This is a genomic window from Streptococcus suis (assembly GCF_019856455.1).
GTDB lineage: Bacteria > Bacillota > Bacilli > Lactobacillales > Streptococcaceae > Streptococcus > Streptococcus suis_AE.
This window is the reverse complement of record NZ_CP082205.1, coordinates 507,435-523,061: the sequence shown is the minus strand read 5'-3', so window position 1 is coordinate 523,061 and position 15,627 is coordinate 507,435. Positions and strand designations below refer to the sequence as shown.

Annotated in this window: 17 protein-coding genes; 11 read left to right on the top strand and 6 right to left on the bottom strand. The window is 41.9% G+C overall.

The annotated features are described in order from the left end of the window. Positions 1-2 precede the first annotated feature (2 nt). Complete coding sequence (gene rsmH / locus K6969_RS02645) at positions 3-953, bottom strand: 16S rRNA (cytosine(1402)-N(4))-methyltransferase RsmH (RefSeq protein ID WP_044764817.1); 951 nt, start codon at positions 951-953, stop codon at positions 3-5. A 538-nt stretch (positions 954-1,491) separates the two neighbouring features. On the opposite strand from rsmH, the gene K6969_RS02640 reads away from it, so the two are divergent. From K6969_RS02640 to K6969_RS02610, 7 genes are read left to right on the top strand one after another with little or no spacing between them, the layout of a single operon-like run. Further along, positions 1,492-1,680, top strand: a complete 189-nt coding sequence (locus K6969_RS02640) for a helix-turn-helix transcriptional regulator (protein WP_029174435.1) — start codon at positions 1,492-1,494, stop codon at positions 1,678-1,680. Positions 1,681-1,690: 10 nt separating this feature from the next. Beyond that, positions 1,691-2,224 carry a DUF3278 domain-containing protein gene (locus K6969_RS02635; protein ID WP_032511035.1) on the top strand — a complete coding sequence of 178 codons (534 nt, stop codon included), beginning with the start codon at positions 1,691-1,693 and terminating at the stop codon, positions 2,222-2,224. Positions 2,225-2,238: 14 nt separating this feature from the next. Further along, positions 2,239-2,439, top strand: a complete 201-nt coding sequence (locus tag K6969_RS02630) for a hypothetical protein (protein ID WP_044775667.1) — start codon at positions 2,239-2,241, stop codon at positions 2,437-2,439. A 13-nt stretch (positions 2,440-2,452) separates the two neighbouring features. Further along, positions 2,453-3,535, top strand: a complete 1,083-nt coding sequence (locus K6969_RS02625) for a DUF3278 domain-containing protein (RefSeq protein ID WP_171942908.1) — start codon at positions 2,453-2,455, stop codon at positions 3,533-3,535. A 12-nt stretch (positions 3,536-3,547) separates the two neighbouring features. Beyond that, complete coding sequence (locus tag K6969_RS02620) at positions 3,548-3,892, top strand: MFS transporter (RefSeq protein WP_171942907.1); 345 nt, start codon at positions 3,548-3,550, stop codon at positions 3,890-3,892. Continuing rightward, entirely contained in the window at positions 3,882-4,229 is a 348-nt protein-coding gene (locus tag K6969_RS02615; protein WP_171942906.1) for a hypothetical protein, read from the top strand. Before K6969_RS02620 ends, K6969_RS02615 begins: the two co-directional genes overlap by 11 nt. Positions 4,230-4,281: 52 nt before the next feature. Continuing rightward, positions 4,282-4,710, top strand: coding sequence for a NusG domain II-containing protein (locus K6969_RS02610; protein ID WP_099778178.1), 429 nt, complete (start codon positions 4,282-4,284; stop codon positions 4,708-4,710). Positions 4,711-5,395: 685 nt separating this feature from the next. Here the strand turns inward: K6969_RS02610 and menA are convergent. From menA to K6969_RS02585, 5 genes are all read right to left on the bottom strand, one after another. After that, a complete protein-coding gene (menA, locus tag K6969_RS02605) occupies positions 5,396-6,352 on the bottom strand; it encodes a 1,4-dihydroxy-2-naphthoate polyprenyltransferase (protein WP_171942905.1) in 957 nt (318 codons plus the stop codon). After that, the gene (locus tag K6969_RS02600; RefSeq protein ID WP_171942904.1) at positions 6,345-7,394 is read right to left on the bottom strand and encodes an FAD:protein FMN transferase; all 1,050 of its coding nucleotides are present in this window, start codon (positions 7,392-7,394) and stop codon (positions 6,345-6,347) included. The genes menA and K6969_RS02600 overlap by 8 nt, the downstream gene beginning before the upstream one ends. A gap of 77 nt (positions 7,395-7,471) precedes the next feature. After that, positions 7,472-7,951, bottom strand: coding sequence for an FMN-binding protein (locus K6969_RS02595; RefSeq protein ID WP_015647284.1), 480 nt, complete (start codon positions 7,949-7,951; stop codon positions 7,472-7,474). Positions 7,952-8,029: 78 nt separating this feature from the next. Beyond that, a complete protein-coding gene (locus K6969_RS02590; protein WP_171942903.1) occupies positions 8,030-9,019 on the bottom strand; it encodes a polyprenyl synthetase family protein in 990 nt (329 codons plus the stop codon). Between the two features lie 18 nt (positions 9,020-9,037). Continuing rightward, positions 9,038-10,930, bottom strand: a complete 1,893-nt coding sequence (locus tag K6969_RS02585) for an NAD(P)/FAD-dependent oxidoreductase (protein WP_171942902.1) — start codon at positions 10,928-10,930, stop codon at positions 9,038-9,040. Between the two features lie 183 nt (positions 10,931-11,113). Between K6969_RS02585 and K6969_RS02580 the strand changes: the two genes are divergently transcribed. The 4 genes from K6969_RS02580 (at position 11,114) to K6969_RS02565 (ending at position 15,609) form a co-directional block, all read left to right on the top strand. Continuing rightward, positions 11,114-11,653, top strand: a complete 540-nt coding sequence (locus tag K6969_RS02580; RefSeq protein WP_029176109.1) for a Gx transporter family protein — start codon at positions 11,114-11,116, stop codon at positions 11,651-11,653. A gap of 271 nt (positions 11,654-11,924) precedes the next feature. Then, positions 11,925-13,274 carry a TrkH family potassium uptake protein gene (locus tag K6969_RS02575; protein WP_125065542.1) on the top strand — a complete coding sequence of 450 codons (1,350 nt, stop codon included), beginning with the start codon at positions 11,925-11,927 and terminating at the stop codon, positions 13,272-13,274. Between the two features lie 11 nt (positions 13,275-13,285). Further along, on the top strand, positions 13,286-13,951 hold the full coding sequence (locus K6969_RS02570; RefSeq protein WP_002942648.1) for a potassium channel family protein: 666 nt from the start codon (positions 13,286-13,288) through the stop codon (positions 13,949-13,951). 320 nt (positions 13,952-14,271) lie between these two features. Continuing rightward, the gene (locus K6969_RS02565; protein ID WP_172101144.1) at positions 14,272-15,609 is read left to right on the top strand and encodes an MATE family efflux transporter; all 1,338 of its coding nucleotides are present in this window, start codon (positions 14,272-14,274) and stop codon (positions 15,607-15,609) included. Positions 15,610-15,627: the final 18 nt, after the last annotated feature.

The window sequence follows — 15,627 nt, the reverse complement described above, 5'->3', positions numbered from 1 at the left end:
TCCTATTTATGTACTTTCTTAGCTACACGCAGTTTGGCTGAATGCGCGCGATTATTTGCCTCTAATTCTTCTTGACTAGGTAAGATAGGCTTACGATTGACCAATTCAAGTGGCGCCTTCAAGTCGTCTGGAATAAATGGCAAACCTTTTGGAACATCAATCGTACTTGCTTCTTTGAAGAGTTGTTTGGTCAAACGATCTTCTAAAGAATGGAAAGTAATCACAGAAATCCGGCCATCCAAAGCCAATAAGTCAATGGCCTGCTGGATAGATTCGTCTGCTGCTCCCAACTCATCGTTGACCTCAATCCGAATAGCTTGGAAAATCTGCTTAGCAGGATGCCCCTTCTTCTTAAGTTCCTTGGCTGGCTTGGCAGATTTGATCAGCTCTGCCAACTCAGTCGTTGTTTCAATCGGCTTGACCGCACGCGCCTGTTCAATCTTACGAGCAATCTGCTTGGAAAATTTATCCTCACCGTATTTAAAGAAAATCCGTACCAAGTCGTGATAGTCATAGTTATTGACCACATCATAAGCCGTCAAATGTCCCTCACGATTCATCCGCATATCAAGCGGAGCATCTTGTTTGTAAGAAAAGCCACGCTCCCGCTCATCCAACTGTGGACTAGATACTCCTAAATCATAACAAATCCCATCAATCTCTGTTACGCCTAGCTCCGCCAAGCGAGTCTTGAGATTGCGGAAATTGTCCCTGATAAAGGTCACTTGTCCTTTTTCAATGTAGGATGCCAAGCGAATATGGGCATGATCAATAGCAGTCTGATCCTGATCAAAGGCATAAAGATGCCCCCCATCCGTCAACTGACTGAGCAGATACTCACTATGCCCTGCTCCACCCAGCGTTGCATCTACATAAATTCCATTCGGTTTGATGTCTAACATATCTACTGTTTCATGCAAGAGAACAGTAGTGTGATTAAATTCCTTGCTCATATCTTTTCTATTGTACCACAAAACAATACAAAAAGTTGTTGCAAACTTTTTACAAAAAAACTGTCAAATATAGTTGACAACTTATATGAACAGGTATATACTAACAGTAAAGAAACATGTCACATATAGTTGACATCAACAGGGAGGTCTCCCACATTTTTTTACACTTGTATGTCGGATATAATTGACAATATTTTAAAGAGGCTGGGCTCAAGTCCAGCACCGCTTCTCAAAGTTAGTGTCAACATCTCAGCGCAGTGGTTGATTGGCAGATTTGTTCGTGTTTTACACTCCAAATCAGGCCTCTACGACTGAGGCGAACAGAGTTCGCTTCATTTCCAACCTCCAACAGTCACTACTCTGACTGTTGGAGCTATGCGGGGGTGGGAGTGAAACAGTCTATCCCCAGACTGTTTCAGCTCAACAACTTAAAACGAAAAATTGTTGACGAACTCTTCTGTAAATGGTCGAGTTCTTTCCCACTCCCCTCATTTTTAGACAATTGTGTCAGATATAATTGACACAGAAAGGAGGGCACATGAACCGTGTCAAAGATTATCGCCTACTGTTAGGTATTTCCCAGCTGGAGCTGGCCAAGGCCATCGGCGTATCCAGGCAGACCATCAACATGATTGAAAACAACAAGTACAACCCCTCGCTAGACCTCTGTATCAACCTAGCCAAGGCTTTACAGACCGATCTTAATAGTCTCTTTTGGAATGAATAAGGAGTTTATCATGAAAGATATATTTACAAAAATTCTCAATCAAGCAACCAAGGATTTTTATTCTATCAGCGGACCCATGGATGAAATGCGGCAGCAAGAAAGCTATCGCTTCAGTAACACCATTGTCATGATTGTTTTTCCTATCCTAGTAATAGGAAATACAATTGCACTTCTTATCGCCTTACGACAACCTGAAAAAGTTGGCTTTCTGCTCCCCCTAACCAATATACTGATCATTGGTTTCACGCAAGCCTTAGCTTCCCACCTTGCCTTGAAAAATGGCATTAGTCAAAGCTATGAGGATGAGATTGATGTGACCAAGCTCAATAAATCTCTTGTAAAAAGTAGTCGTGCTATATTTTTCGGGGCCTTCCTGGCTTCCACGACTGCCCCTGCTTTCTATAAAGAATGGTCTGTATTTCTTGAAGAACTAACAGACCCGACCCTCCTACTAGGTCGGCTAATTGTTGCAGGAGCTATCACCTTCATCCATTACTACTATTGTAAGAAGCAGTTACAAAAGAAAATTCTCGCAAACAAATAAAAGGAAGAAAAACCATGAAAAAGAATACACGTCAAGCCCTTATCTCTACTCTTATATTTATCCCGCTCTTTGTCCTCTTTCAGCTTTGGGGCAATAGCAGAGCAGACATCTGGCATACCATCAGCCAAGCGAAATTCTGGATACAACTGCTGATTGCTGGAGCAATCTACTTCTTAGGACTAGCCTACCTACCTCTCATTTTTCGTCGTAAGTAAATAGGAGTATCGTATGAAAAAGGAAACCTTTCAAGATAAATTAATCAAACGATTTTACGGTATCGCAGGTCCCTTGGATGAATATCGCAAACAAGAAGCCTTCCGACTGGGCAATACCTGTTTTATCCTGCTCTTTTGGGCCACCATGGCTCTCACCCTACTGGCACTTGCCTTATCCAAACGCTTCCCAGAAGTCGTTGCCTATGGCTACCCAACGGCTCTATTCCTATCCACTCTTTTCGCCAGTATGTATATGACATCCAAGATGCGCCACAGTCAAGTGGATAGTTTAGATGTAGAAGAATTGACTAGCAAGGAACAGAAACAACTCAAGGGAGCAAGTATCAAATTCGCCCTCTACTTCACAACCGTTATGTACATTTGGGTGGTTGTTTTCGGTGCCTGGATGGAGGGACTCAATCCTTTCGACCACCTATTTGACCTCCGAAAATTTCTAGCAGCCTGTCTAGGTGGTATTTTCACGGGCATTGCCCTTGAAATCACGCTTCGCAAGCGCATGAAAAAGGCAGAAAAACTAACTATCCGCTCTGCTATTTCCAAAGAAGAACCCAAGTGGATCAAAAATATGATACGACACTTCTATGGTATCCGTGGTCCTTTAGACGAGTACCGACGGACAAGGGCAGATGAGATTGGGGGACTAGCTTTTGTCTATCACTTCTACTTCCTTGCTCTTGGAAATGCTGTCGCCTACTTCCTAGCTATCCGCTATCCTGTGGAGGTTGCCAACTATTATCCAATGATAATTGCCTTCTTCAGTATTATCCTCATTGGTATCGTTAATATGCGCACCCTCCATGCTGACCTGCCTCAATATGACGTGGACGAACTAAGCCCTGAGGAAAGACAAGGCCAGACCCTCAATCCACTCGTTTGGGGACTGGGAGTTGCACTGCTTTCGACAGTTTTTGCTGGAGTAGCAGACCTCTTTAACCTCAATCTTCCCCTAATGGCCTCAATCTTGCATACAAAATCCCTCCTATTCGGTGGCATGATGGGACTCTTTGCCAGTCTAGCCCTGTCTGCCTTTGCCTATCTGCATAAGCTGGAAGCAGAAACTACTAAGAAAAAATAAGGAGCTAACCCCATGAATAAACCTTTTACACCCAAACAAACCTGTCGATTTTTTGTTCTATTTTATGCTTTATTTTCTGCCTTCTTCATCTACTCTTACATGGTCAATGAGCCGATTAGCGATTCCTTCTTGCTCATGCTACCGACCATTCAAATCATCAAATCCTATAAAACAGCCGAAGAAAAACACTACTTTCTCATTCAATCTGTCTTTGCCCTGTTTACCTTAACCCTGACCTACGGCATAGGCATTTGGTTAGGGCATGTCAAACCACTTGCCCTCATCCTTCCTGCTGGATTTGCTCTGGCAATTCTTTATCAACTGTATTTCAAAAAGGAGGAAACAGATGAACGTTAACAAATCGAAACTTATACTCACTTTGATTGTTCTCTCCTATACAGCAATTTGCAGCCTGTATATACATAGCTACCTGACTGGGGACAATCCACCAATCTTTATCTTACTGTTCACTATGCTTCCAATCTTGAATAGTGACTGGCAGACTAGCAGCCCAGAAGCAAATGCTGTCCAAAAAGCTATCTATCTTTATCATAAACCACTGCTCTGGTTTCTCTTTGCAGGTTTTGCCCTAACTTTCTCCATTGTATTTTTCGCTGGGAAAATTCAGCCACTCCATGCTGGATTTTGGGGAATATTAGCCATCCTACTCTTCTTTAGACAATTGAAAAAGTAGGCTGCATCCAACATTTTACAAAGTAGGATTTTTTCTATAAAATAGACTACATATGACTATCAAATCCATTCTCAAACAACTCAAACTATTTGATTATATCTTAATCGGATTCACCCTAGTTTTATCCTTTCTTCCAGCAATTTTCACCTACACACATCTGACTACAGATACCAATGAGGCAAAAACAATTGCCTATGTCCGCATCAATGGTGAGGTGGTCGACCAATTTGAATTATCAAAGGACACACCCCATCAAGAAAAGACCTACTATCCCAATGAAGGGCAATACAACATCATTGAAGTTGATGGCGAACGCATTCGTGTCAAGGAAGACAATAGCCCAGACCAAATCGCCGTTATGACCAGCTGGATTAGCCAGCCGGGTCAGCTCTCCGTCTGTCTGCCCCATAATCTCTTGATTGAAATCAAATCCGTCGGGGGAGAGGATACTGACGAAGAAGAACTTATATTGCCACTATAGTCTTTTAGTTTACTTTTAGTACTAGCTCCAAAGGTTTGGGAAATCTTTGGAGGTTGGAGATAAAGCGAACAAAGTTCGCATCAAAAGCCGCAGGCATAACTCAATGCTTTCTTATTTCTAGGCATTGACTTGAAACAGTCCCCCAGACTGTTTCAATCAGGCAAGGCGAGTTCAAATACTCCAGTGGAGTGTTTGAAATTGGAAATTGAGGCTGGGCAAAAAGCCCAACCTCGCTTCTCAGGGTTCGTGTCAACATCTCAGCGCAGTGGTTGATTGGCTTTAACAGTCTGGGAGACTGTTAAAGGTAGGAGATAAGATTTGCAAAGCAAATCTCAGCAGTTCGTGTTTTACACTCCAAATCTGACCTATACGACTGAAGCGAACAGAATTCGCTTCATCTCCAACCTCAAACTGTCTCCCAGACAGTTTTGTAGCGAACTTTGTTCGCTCTATTTCCAACTTCCAACTGTCCCCCAGACAGTTGGAACTATGCGGGGGTGGAAGTGAAACAGTCTGGGAATAGACTGTTTCAGCTCAACAACTTAAAATGAAAAATTGTTGACGAACTCTTTTTTTGACCAGTCGAGTTCTTTCCCGCTCCCCGCTCGTCGAAGTAATAAAAGAAAAACTAAATGACAATATAACAAAGAAGACACAGCCTGATGAACGACTGTGTCTTTCCTTTTTAGAAAATAAGGGCTAAAGCAAGTATCACCACATATAGCAGCGCAAAGAGTACAAAACTCTTTACTGCCTCGATAAAGGTTTCCCGTTTGACTTGCTTTTTCAAAAATGTTTCTAGACTCTTATAAGCAGGCCAAACTCCGATTAAACCGATCAGTGCCCAGATTGGTAAGAATCCAGTCAGACAGTAGATTATCCACAACAACCATGGTAAACTTGCCAAGACAAAATACAATTTAAGAGCATTTTTCTTGCCAATATAGTAAACCAGAGTATAACGATGGTTGCGAATATCTTCCTCTAAATCACAGGTATTGTTGGCCAACATGATATTGGCAATCAAGGTTACCAAAGGAATAGACATGAAAATAATTTCTATTATTTTTATCCAAGAGAATTGCAGGGTCATCCACTGACCGCTCACTTGGCTGGTCAGTAGCAAATCTGGTTGCTGAATAAATACAGCAAGAAAGAAGATGCCAAATCCCATGGTTACTCCAGAGAAAACTTCACCCAGTGGCATTCTCGAAAGCGGAATAGGTCCAAAGGTATAGAAGATACCAATGAGGAAACAGAGAGCTCCCATCGGTAGGAGGAGCCAGCTGGTCCGCCAAACAAGCACTAATGAAACAATCACTGAAAAAATGAGTAAGGCAAAGACGATTCCAATCATCTGCCGAAAATCTAGAGAGAATTTTCCGATCACATTGCTTTCTTGACGATAGGTTTCATCCTTGGCTTTGTGGTAATCCATACTATTGTTGATGGCAGTTGTACACATGTCAAAGCTGAGTACGGCGAGAACGAACAAAAGTGTGTTGAGCCAATTGAATGCTTGATAGCGATACAGACTCCATAAAATCCCCAGTATCATCGGAAAAACACTGGCTACCTTGGTCTTTATTTCAACAAATTCTAGAAATACCGGCAGACTGAGCCCTTTAGTTGATTTATTCATTGACAAGATGATACTCCTCATTCGTTAATTCAAAGCTTTCTTTCAAGCCATCACTCAGATGAACGCCCTGCTCCTTATCGATGAAAACAGCTTCTACACCGTCAATCTGATTGATAAAGTCAAGACCTTTTTCCACACCTAGTAAGAAGAGAGTTGTGGATAAGGCATCTCCTTGGATAGATGTTTTGGAAAAGACTGTCACACCTGAAATATCGTTTTCCACAGGATATCCCGTTTTGGGATCAAGGATGTGGTGGTATTTGACACCATCCACCTCTAAGTAGCGCTCATAAATCCCTGAGGTAACAACCGAATCATGTGTCCCTGGCACAGAACCGACCGTTGATCCACGCACTTGGTCTGGGTCTTGAACTCCAACATTCCAACCATTTTGTGTCGTTGGCGAATCCCCCATAACCACTACATTCCCGCCTAGATTAATGATAGCTGTCGTAATCCCTTTGCTGGCAAACAATTCTCTAACCTTATCTGCAATGTAACCTTTGGAAATGGCTCCTAATTCTAAGGTCATTCCTTCTTTGATAAAGACAGTCTTCTTCTCCTTATCTAAAGTAATGTCTTTATAATTGATAAATGGCAGAGCAGCTTTGATTTCTTCATCACTCGGCTTACGTGCATCCTCATCTCCAATTTTCCACAGATTGCTCACAGCTCCAATGGAAATGTCAAATAAGCCCTGACTTTCCTCACTCATCTCAATAGCTGTTTCAATCACTTCAAAGGTACGTTCATCAACCTTAACAGCTTCTTTTCCTGCTGCCTGATTGATACGGTAGACATCTGCCCCTTCCAAGTTTGTGGACAACAGACTTTCCATCTCCTTGATATAGGAGACAGCTTCATCCATCGCTTCTTCCTGATCCTCATGATAAATACTCAACTGCACTACTGTGTGAAGTAAGCTTTCACTACGAGTCAACGGAGTTTTCACAACAGATAGACTTTCATTTTGATTACCACCACAAGCAACAAGCAAAACCATCAGTAGGCCCACGAACAATAGACTTGCAATTTTTTTCACTGATTTTACCTTCCCCAAAAAATAAGAAGACACAGTAGCCAAACAAGTGCGACTGTGTCTTTTCTGTATAGACTTAATTAGTCAAGTTTTACAGTTTCTGTTTTTCCTTCAGCAGCTGCTGCAAGAAGGGCTTCTGTACTCTTCTTGAAGTCTTCAGAAGTATGAGTTGCACCTGATACAACTTCAACAGCTGAGAGATCTTGTTTCTCAACCAAAGCTGCATTGAGTTGTTCGATTGCTTCACCAGCAGAAACTCCAGCTTTATCTTTCATGTTTTTGTTGTACTCTTCATTTGCTGATTTAAGGCTTCCATCTTCAGCTTCATAGTCAAATTTTGACTCACTGATTTTTCCGTCTTTAACAGTCAATGTGTGAACAATTTTGTAGCCATAATCGTCTTTGCCTGACTCAGCTTTGTAAGTACCATCTTTCAATACTACTGTTTCTGTAGTTGAAGATGAAGTTGAAGTAGATTCTTGTTTAGAACCACAAGCAGCAAGTGCAAATACAGCACCAAGAACTACCAAACTTTTCAACACAACTTTAGTTGTTTTCATAACAATACTCCTTTTGTAAAGTAAATAGTTTTATATTTATAATGATATACCTAATAAACTAAATTGTCTAGTATTTTTTTAAAAATAATGACTAAAAACTATTGCCACCAAATTTTGCATAGACGCAGTCGATAACTGTGGTATTCTATCTACAAAATTCATCATTTTTTCCAAATAGCTAACAATCAGTTTCTCTGTTTTGGCAATAGCATGCGTTGAAAAAATCCTATCTGTAAGGATTTCCAGCCCTTCTGCCGTAGGGGATTGAATATAAGCCTGCAATTGTTGCTGGATAGACTTGTCTTCTCGCATAGCAAATAGTAGCGGTGCAGTATAGATACCGTTTTGAATATCTTGTAATCTAGGTTTTCCTGATTCTGCCACATCCAGCTGATAGTCAATTAAGTCATCTCGTAGCTGAAAGGCCATGCCAAGTGCTTGCCCAGACCGAAAAGCCATGCTACTGTCTTTCCTAGATTGGCCTGGTACAAAACTCCCCAACTGACAGGCAAGTCCAAATAGAAAAGCTGTTTTTCCTTGAATTTGCTTGAGATAGGCTTTCATAGTCATATTGGCATCAAATTGATTGAGTAGCTGAGATAATTCTCCTCGAAGAATTGTTTCCATCAGCTTATCATTGCCCAAATCCAAATCATCACGTGAAACTTCTAGCAAACGAAGCCCTTTTCCAAATAGTCGACTTGAATAGGCCAGAAGATAATCACCCGTGTAGATAGCGATTCGATTCGAAAATTGTTGATGAGCCGCCGTGACTCCCCGCCGTTTATCCGCGCCATCAATCACATCGTCATGAATAAGAGTCGCCAGGTGCAGAACTTCTAAATGGGCAGCAAAATATAGCTTTGAACGGCTAATCTTTCCTTCCGTCATTTGTGCAAAGAGCAGACAGAGGCCAGCACGCAGGTATTTCCCTGGTGCCTCTACATATTCAACAATCTGCGCTGTAACTGCTGGATGCAGGACCATCATCTCAGATAAGATGATGGATTTTACCTCTTCAAGTCCCCTCTCAATCTCAGGATAGGTATTCCAAATTTGATGTACCACTAACTTTCTATATTTCCTTTATTTTTTATCCTTGATACGGTAAATATGCTTGGGCTTTCCATAAATCTTCTTGTCTAGGAAACGACCCAACCATGGCATAATCCAATAGTCTAGACCGAAGGCTCTACCCGCACCATTCATAAGAGAAATAGCTGCTGGGATGAACCAAATATTTACCCAGTAGAACATGCCTGACAGGCTGAACATAACTACCAAAGCAACCGTTGCAGCAGATACAATCCATACAAAGGCACCAGCAATCAAAGCCAGACCAATACCGATTTCTGCTACTGTCATAAATTTTTGCATAAAGAGTGCTACTTCTTGGTTTGGCATCATAAATTCCATGATAGAAGCAAACCAATCAGGCATATTATCCAGAACAGCCATCGGTGCTTCACCATAGGCATAGCTCAAACCAAAAATTGGTTCAGCTGCTTCTGCCGCAGCAGTTGCCGCTTGTGAGGCACTTGAAACCGCCTCAGCAGCAGATGCACCAGATACTGGGTCAGCTAACCAAGGGAATGGGAAGACAACTTGATCCCCAAACCATGATGTTGTTCCGAATAGACCAAAGGCTTTCTTGATACCTTCGTAGAGCCATACTGAACCATAAAGGACACGCATTGGCACAGACCAGAGAAGATTTCCTTTGCCTGAAGTATGACCGCCAAAAATGTTTCGCTTATTCTGAATGTCAAAGAATTCATGACGAACATAAGAACCCATGTAGAAGAAACTACGGATGGTAAAGAAGTAGAGTAGGTTTACCATGTGTTTGACAGCCATTGCCATAAAGCCTGACATGTGGTATTTGTCCATCAAGAAGGCTACACCGTAGCGTGCTCCAATAGATACCATAAACCCATCATATTTACCTTTGTAGCTATGTTTTTCGCCACCCTTGATTGCTGCAATAATATTACTTGCCGCAGTATGGCCTGTCTGTTCAGCTGCTTGTACAATCTGTGGAGTTGGTTTTCCTTCTGATTCTTCAAAGTAAACCAAATCACCAGCTACATAGACATTTTCTTTGCCCTTAGCTTCCATGAATTCACTGGCTACTAAACGACCTGCACGCGCTTTCTCAATACCAAATTCACTTGCATCCGTATTGGCTTGAACACCAGCTGTCCAAATAGAGGTATAGGTAGGAATTTGACGACCTGATGAAAGTGTCAAGCTATCTTTTTGTACACTTGCTACACCATCGCCAAGAACCAATTCAACACCTTTTTTCTCAAGGTATTTGCGAGCCTTGACTTGCTCTTTTTCAGTAACCATAGCCAAGATATTTGGCGTTGCCTCAACAACCTTAAGTGAGAATTCTTTTGGATCCAACTTGAACTCACGTGCCAAAATTGGTACCCAGTCAATCAACTCACCGATCATCTCAATACCTGTGAAGCCAGCACCGATAACGGTAAAGGTTAAAAGAGCGCGACGTTTGGCTTCATCATGCTCACGCATGGCACGATAGCAAGCATCAATCATGTGGTCATGCAAACGTTCTGCTGCTTCGATAGACCAAAGTGTAAAACCGTGTTCTTTAACACCTTTCACACCAAAGTCATTAGCCTCACCACCCATTGCAAGGAGCAGGTAATCAAAATCCAGAGTTTGGTGTTCCGCAACTACTTGTTTCTTATCGTAGTCAATCTCAACAACCTTGTCTGTTACCAATTGAACCTTTGGATATTTTTTGAAGATACGTTGAAGGTCATACTTGATTGCATTGGCTTCTACACGCCCAGCCGCAACTTCATGCAACTCTGTCATATAGGTATGGAAAGAGTTCTTATCAATCAAGGTAACTGTTACATCTTGATCCTTTTTAAAAGTTTTTCCTAGCAATCGAGCTGCTGCAATCCCCGCATAACCAGCACCGACAATCACAATATTTTTCGTCACAATGTTTCCTCCTTGTGAAAATCAAAACAAATTACATGTTTCCATTATACCGTATTCCAAGATAGTTGACAAGCGAATTTCAATAATTAGTAATATACAACAAACAAAACTTGCCATAGAGAACAAAAACAAGTATGATAGTAAAATAGATAATCGACTAGAAAGAGTTTTTTCTCTACACCCATGAATTCTAAACGTCAAACACTTAACTTTATTACGATGCTGGCAGCTCAGGCAGTTGTCATTTCTTTGATTGAACGCCTAATCACCCCCCCATTTGCTTTTGCTCCAGGTGCCAAGCTAGGACTGGGAAATTTGATTAGCTTAATTGCTATTTTTACCCTCCCTACCAAGGATAGCCTAAAGGTTGTCGCTCTACGCTTGCTCATTTCAACTTTTCTGGGAGGCACCTTTTCCACATTCCTCTATGGCTTTGCCGGAACTACTTTGAGTTATGTAGGAATGCTCTCTGCCAAGCAGCTCGGTCCAAACCGTGTCAGTCCTATTGGAATTTCTATTCTGGGCGGGATGTTGCACAATCTTGGTCAGCTTCTTGTTTTTGCTACCATCGCCCGTTCTTTCTATGTACTGAACTACCTGCCAATCCTCTCGTTTACAGGAATCTTATCAGGGTTACTAGTCGGACTGGCTGCTACCTACCTCCTCCAAAAGGTCGGACCTTTACGTCACTATCATCAACAAGTCTTAGCAGAATGGAAATAAATCTCCCTAGGTCAACTAAGGAGATTCTTTTTATGGTCCGCACCACTTTTTCATTACCTATAATAATTTCCCCATAATCCTGGTATAACAAATAAAATGAGCCACCTGAGCCACCTCATGTAAACACCACTTATAAAATCCATGGTAATAAAAAACAATGAAGCTTTCAAGAAGAGAAAAAATCAGGTTCTTTGCGTGTTTTAGTCGTACATTTTCTTTCTTTTGTGCTACAATATCTTCATCTTTTATTTTTTTGAGAAAAGGTAGAATTATGTCACCATTTAGGATCAAACTTTCTCCCAGTCAGCGAATCATTATCAGTTTCTTATTCGTGATTCTGACTGGATCAATTTTACTAAGTCTTCCCATCTCACAAATTAGCACCTCTACAGCAAGTTATTGGGATCATCTCTTCACATCTGTCTCCATGGTTTGTGTGACAGGGCTATTTACCAAAGCCGTTGCTGAAACCTATTCTACTTTTGGACAGATTATCTGTATGATGCTAATCCAAATTGGTGGTTTGAGCTTGATAGGATTTATCGGTCTCTTCGCTCTACGCGGTGGTCGTAAAATGAACTTCATCAATATGGCGACCTTACAAGAAGCTCTAAACCGATCTGACACAAAATATTTTCGTAACTTCCTCAAATCAGCTTTTGGTTTTACCTTGGCGGTCGAAGCCTTTGGAGCCCTCTTACTATCCTTTCATTTTGTACCTGAATTTGGATGGGCGAGAGGTTTATTTACCTCGATTTTCGTAGCTATATCAGCCTTTTGTAATGCTGGTTTTGATAATTTTGGCGCAACTAGCATCATGCGCTATGTGGATAATCCTCTAATCAACATAACATTAGCCAGTCTCATTATTATGGGAGGTCTTGGATTCTCGGTTTGGTTTGACCTTCAGACACAAATCGGGCAAAAACGTAGCCTACGAAAACTAGGGTTCCATACAAAGATTGTTCTAGGCCTAACAGCCATTATACTAACCCTCGGAACTCTGACTACCTTACTCACTGAATGGAATAACCCTTCTACTATCGGGCAACTATCATTTGGTCATAAATTTTTAGCCAGCTTTTTCCAGACGGTCACCATGCGAACCGCTGGTTTTGCCAGTATCGACTACACGAAGGCTGAACCAATCACCCTCTTGCTCTATATCTTTCAGATGATGCTTGGCGGAGCCCCAGGTGGAACAGCCGGCGGTATTAAAATAACCGCCTTCCTAACCTTAGTGCTCTATGCTCGTAGTGAAATTCTCGGTCTCCCTCATACCAACTTTATGGGACGAACCATTGATAACCTCAGCATCCGCAAAGCTTTTGCGACATTCTCCGTCTTCCTGCTTATGTTTATCATAGGACTCTTCGCACTTGCCTTAACAGATGACCGACAACCACTTCTATTTTTAATGTTCGAGGTCATGTCAGCACTAGCCACTGTAGGTGTTACTGCCAATCAGACACCAAGTCTAACCATGGCCGGTCAAGCAGTCATTATGGCGCTCATGTTCTTCGGCCGTATCGGTCCACTTTCTATTCTCGCAAGCCTTTCTGTTCGAAAATTATCTAAAACCGAAAGTCTTCAATACGCAAAATCATCTATGCTTGTTTAAAAGGAGAAATCATGCCAAACTATACTATCGGAATTCTCGGTCTGGGAGTTTTTGGTACTACCATTGCAAAAACATTACACAATTACGATTGCAATATTATTGCTATTGATAATCATGAACAACGTATCAATCATCTAGAACCTATTCTCACGCGCGGTATTGTCGGAGACATCACCGATCGCTCGCTCCTACGTGCAGCAGGAATCGGTAACTGCGATGCTGTTGTTGTAGCTACTGGCGAAAACTTGGAATCCAGTGTCCTTGCTGTTATGCATAGCAAGGTCCTAGGCGTTCCTATGGTCATTGCCAAAGTCAAAGGAACAACTGCGAAAGAAGTCCTTCTCCGTGTTGGTGCTGACAAGGTTATTTCTCCTGAACGCGAAACAGGTATTTCCCTAGCCAAACAATTACTCCACCGCGACACAACCAGCCTTTTTGAGCTTGACGGTAATGTTTCCATTGTTGAGTTCCACCCGCCAGTAAAATGGATTGGCAAAACACTCGGCGAATTAAAACTCCGCCAACACTATAAACTCAATATTATCGGTTACCGAAGTGGCAAAAATCAGGAATTAAACATCCAACTGACTCCTGACTATGTCTTCAAATCTGACGAACTCATCTTAGCAGTAACAGACCATAACACTGTCGATCATTTTGAAGAACTGACAAATTAATACTCAATGAAAATCAAAAATAGACTAGCTCCAAAGGTTTGGGGAACCTTTGGAGGTTGGAGATAGGGCGAACGTAGTTCGTTACTACTTACGCAGATAGAACCCTGTTACTATTTTGTTTCAAGGTAACAGGCTGAAAGGCTCCACTGGAGCCTTTCACTTATCAAATCAAGTCAACAATGTCTGATTTTGATTTTCGAAGAGTATGAATAACAAATTTACGCCCTATACTCCGTTTTCAGGAGAAATATTTTATCCCTAGAAAGCCTACTAGACTATCATTTTTCTAGTGGGCTTATCATCTGTCAAAAGGAGACGTTATGAATGATTTAACCAAAGGAAAGCCGATTGCAGTCATCTTACAATTCGCTATTCCCTTGTTGATTGGATCTTTTTTTCAACTGGCCTATAATTTTGCTGATTCCATGATTGTGGGGCATACTTTGGGAAAGGATGCCTTTGCCAGTGTCGGCTCAACTGCCAGCCTGATTTTTTTAATCATCGGTTTTGCCCAAGGTGTTACCAATGGATTAACCATTATTTCTGCCCAACGCTTTGGAGCTGGCGACTTAGAGGGGCTTAAAAAATCTTTTGTCCACGGACTCTTCTACGCTTCCCTCATCAGCCTTTTACTAACAGTCTCAGCCTTAGCATTTTTGAAACCTATCTTGGTCTTAATGCAAACGCCTGTGAGTATCATCAACCACTCCCATGCCTTTCTAACGGCCATGTTTGGAGGATTGACCTTTACTATTTTTTATAATTTCCTGTCTTCAGCCCTACGCAGTCTCGGAAACTCTAAAACACCTCTACTTGCTCTAGTTATTGCTTGTTTTATCAATATCGGTCTGGATTTTTTCTTTATCTTAGTTATGAACTGGGGCGTTTTCGGAGCCGGCTTTGCAACTATCCTTGCTCAAGCCTGTTCGGTTCTCTTTCTTATTTTTTACATTATCCACAAGGTACCTCACTATCATATCGGACTAGCTGATTTTAAATTGGATAGAGGTAATCTCAAGAAACATGCCCAGCTTGCTTTTCCAATGGGATTTCAAGCCAGTATTATCGCCATCGGAGCCATGACCTTGCAGTTTATGGTTAACCAACTAGGGACAGACGCCATCGCCGCCCAGGCCATTGCCCTTCGTACTGACCAGTTGGCTATGCTGCCCATGGTCAATCTGGGCTTGGCTATCGCAACCTTTACTGCTCAGAACTACGGCGCCAAGCTCTATGACCGTATTCGAGAAGGAGTGCGCCACTCATTACTCCTCAGCATTGCTTGGGCCATTGTATTTGCGGTCATTCTCATCTTGGGCAATCGCTTCTTCTCTGGTCTCTTTCTGCCAAATGCCAGCCAAACAGTGCTGGACTTGGCTCTTGTTTACTACATCATTAACGGCTCTTGTTACTGGATTGTTGCTTCCCTCTTTATTCTTCGTAGCTTTATTCAGGGACTTGGCAAGGGCTTTATCCCAACACTAGCAGGCTTTGGAGAATTGATTTTCCGAGCAGCAGTCGCCATCATCGGTATGCAGTATTTCGGTTTTTATGGAACCGCCGCCGCTAACCCCGCCGCCTGGATCGGAAGCATCATCGTCCTGATTCCAAGTTCCATCATCTTCATGAAAAAATTAAAGGCCGGACAAACTATATAAAGAAAACGCATGAAACTC